This is a genomic window from Streptococcus sp. CF7_Ac1-8, from assembly GCF_024295435.1.
GTDB lineage: Bacteria > Bacillota > Bacilli > Lactobacillales > Streptococcaceae > Streptococcus > Streptococcus mitis_AP.
The window spans coordinates 1-3597 of the sequence record NZ_JANCPI010000025.1; the positions used below are offsets into that span (position 1 = coordinate 1).

The following is a 3597-nucleotide window of genomic DNA, read 5'->3' on the forward strand; positions in this document are numbered from 1 at the left end:
ATTTATTGTAGATATGTTTTGTAATGATTGTGATACTTCTTTCAAGGAATATTTGGTAGGATTGAAGTGTAAATAGATTAACTAGGAAAGAAGGAAGTAAATGGAAGCCATTTATCAACCTGATTCGAAACAGGTTGTACTACTTGATGATAAATAATTAGCGCTAGGAACTAATAGCTGATTGGAAAATACATAGGCTAAATATTTATGTGATTTAAAATGTTATAAAAACGTAATTTTTCAGACAATAAACATCATGTTTCATAGAATGTAATATTTATAAAGAATAGCGAACAATATCCGTATATATATATATATATATATATATATATACGGATATTGTTCCTTTTGTGATATAAAACTTTGCGAAAAACTCTATTGATTTATTAGATAAAAAGAGTATCATAATATATAATAAGATATTTATAACGGAGGAAATCAGATGTTTTATAAAGGTAAACATGATCGTGAAAAACAACTACGTTTTTCTATTCGCAAAGTAAGTTTTGGAGCAGCTTCAGTCGCGATTGCTGCTTTTATGATGTTTATTGGTGGAGGTACTGTTCAGGCAGATGCTATTCAAAGTAATGATAGTAGTGCTGCCTCAGTATCTTCAAATCATCAACAAAAGGAATATGATAAGAAAACAGATAATGAGGATAGAGTTAATACTTCTAATCTTAAGGTATCAGAAGCAACTTCTGAAAATACAGAATCTAAAGATGTTATTTCTTCAACTGAATCTTTTAATAATGAGAGTAGACAAGAGGAAAAACAGTTTATTAAAGCTGATACAAGTAAATTAGAATTAGCTGTTGCTCGTGTTCAAGCGTTACTTGAAAAAACTGAAGTGAATGAAAAAACAGAAGAAGTAATCAAAAGTGCGAATGAAGAATTAGCTAAAGCACAAGACTTATTATCTAATGATAAAGTAATACAGGGAGATATCGACAAAGAATTAAGTTCTCTTAATAATATAGATTTTATTCTTAAAAGTATACCAAAAGCATCCATTGAAAAGAAATTAGAAAAAGAAAAAGAAAACAAAAATCAAGATCCACGAAATGGAAAAGCCATTCCAGGAAAAGGAGAGAGTGGATTTAGAGAAGCTGTATCAAATTCTGCAAATACAATTAGTAAAGCGATAGAAGGACCAACAAATAATAATAAACTGGGTTATGGAAATAATCCCCAAAATGGAGTTTTTGAGAGTGCAAAAGAGCAATTTGGTGATATTAATTTTGATGATGCTGTAGTTAAAGAGAGAAAGATTGAAAAACAATGGTCTAAGAGCATCTTATCAGATAAGACTGGGAAGTCAAAGACTCAGCTATTAACTGGAGGTATTACCTATAAATGGAAAGAAAAAGAGATTAATGGTTCTTTAAATGGTTGGAAGATTACTGATTCATCAGGTGCATCAACTATTTTAAAAGCTATTAAGCCTGAGCAACCAGTAGCTGATACAGGGCGTGAAAAGGAATATCTGGGAACTCCAAGTAAAGTATATGATAACGATAATTCTATTACTAGAAATTATAATGAGAATGAGGGTCCCAATCAACCGCTAGGAGTACATGCTTCAAACCAAAACTATGCAAATGGAGTAAATTACTCAGGTACTGTTGGTACTCATAATTTACCTAAAGGTTACTATTTAGAATTGGGAAAACAAGGAAATAAAATTTCAAAAGAGTATTCTGTAAATAGTAATTCGAGAGTTATATTAAGTGCGATTACAGGTGGTGCCTACGGGAACATGGGAACTGCCGGAACAGGAGAAAAAATAAAAATATCAGTTTATGATGCACAAAATAATAGTTTAATTCCTAGTGTACGAGATGATAGGACAGAAGGTGAAAAATATGAAACTTTTCATATATCTACACCTACGGGTAATGGAGGAAACGGTGATGGATGGACAGAATATCGTGCAATTTATGAGATACCTCTAAATACAACTAGAATTAGAGTTGAAATAGAAGCATTGCATGACGGTAGTGCATTAAAAGGAGATCCAATAACAGGCAAAACTTCATACTCATTGAATAACGGAAAGAAACAATTAGAAGACGGTTATTTTGTCGGAGCTGTTAATTTAGCATTGGGTACTGGAACAGAAATGACTACTAATGTTAAGACTAATAACCAAGAAGGGGGATATGGAGAAAATAAATTATACAAATCAGAACAGAAAGGTGAGCTAGAATTTACCGTCAATAGTGTTGGTGGAATTAGACATTATGGTTCAGCGAAAACTGAGATCGAGATACCAGAAGGTGTAGAGTTACCAGACAATATTAAAAATGCTAAAGATACTGTTTGGTTTGGAGGGGTTCCAATTAGTCCTAAAAATATTGTATATGACTCAATTAGTAGAAAATTAACTTTAATTTATAATACTTCTGCTAATAACGCAGGAAAAGATCCTAGAATAGGTGTTGGTTCTAATAATGGAACTAGAAATTTTAAAATTCCTTTCACTACAACTTCAAACTATAAGGGTACAGCAACATTTAAAATTAGAACCTTTTTACCAAATGGTTTAAGAGATTCTGATGATAATGTTTTATTGAATACGGGCGATGTTTCAAATTCAAATGGTTTATACCATAATACAGTATCTGGTGTAAGAAATTCTGAAAATCCAAACTACTATTATAATAAGACGATTTATATTGATTCAACAAAACCTAAAGCACCAACAGTCGAAACAATACATACCGATGGAGTGCAGGGAAATAGTACTAATAAAAATCAGGGAAGAAACCTCTTGATTTCTATTCCAGAGGAAGAGACAGGCTTAACTGACCCTGTAAGAGAGAAAAAGAATGTTATTGAAAACGATAAGAACAATAATAACAAGGATAATCAGCATAAGTTAGCAGACGATGAAGCTACAACAGAAGTTGAAAAAATTAATCATGCGATTGGTGGTGTAACTGGTATAACAGTAACATTACCAAATGGTGCGAAAACAATTAAATTAACTAAAAAAGGTGATGAATGGTACAAAGATTCTGAAAAATTAAATATAATTGATGGGAAATTAGTATTACCTTTACCTGAAGATATTAATTTAGATGAAGCAAATGATGATTTATCTCCTGACAAACGCATCAAAGTAACTGTTCAAGATAAAGCAGGAAATGATTCAGATGTTGCTTATGCGAATGTTTTAAATGAAGCTCCAACTTTAAATGTCAATAAAGATGTTATATATGTTCCTAAAACGGATGTGTCTAATAAAGTTAATACTGAAAAACTTTTGAAACAAGTATCAGATACTATTGTTGATGGTAAACCAGGTATTGAAGTAGCTGATTTAGAAGATGATAGGGATAATAAGGAAATAACAAAACCAAATGTTTCAGTTATTGATGATCAGGGATTAGATACTTCTAAACCAGGTGTATATACAGTAACTTTAAAGGCTACAGATAGTGAGGGAAAAGACTCAGTTGAAAAAAATGACGATACTGATAAATTTGATGTTGTAGTAGTTGAAGGAATTCCTCAAATTGTATCAGTTAGTGACAACAATATCCAACCAGATGTTCTGAAAAATATAGATAAAAGTCAATTTCCTGATGATGC

1 protein-coding gene is annotated in these 3597 nt (G+C 31.4%); it reads left to right on the forward strand.

The genetic code is table 11. The annotated features are described in order from the left end of the window. Nucleotides 1-442: 442 nt before the first annotated feature. Nucleotides 443-3597 (forward strand): YSIRK-type signal peptide-containing protein (locus NMM26_RS09500; protein ID WP_254754328.1); only part of this gene is annotated, 3155 nt, incomplete at its 3' end.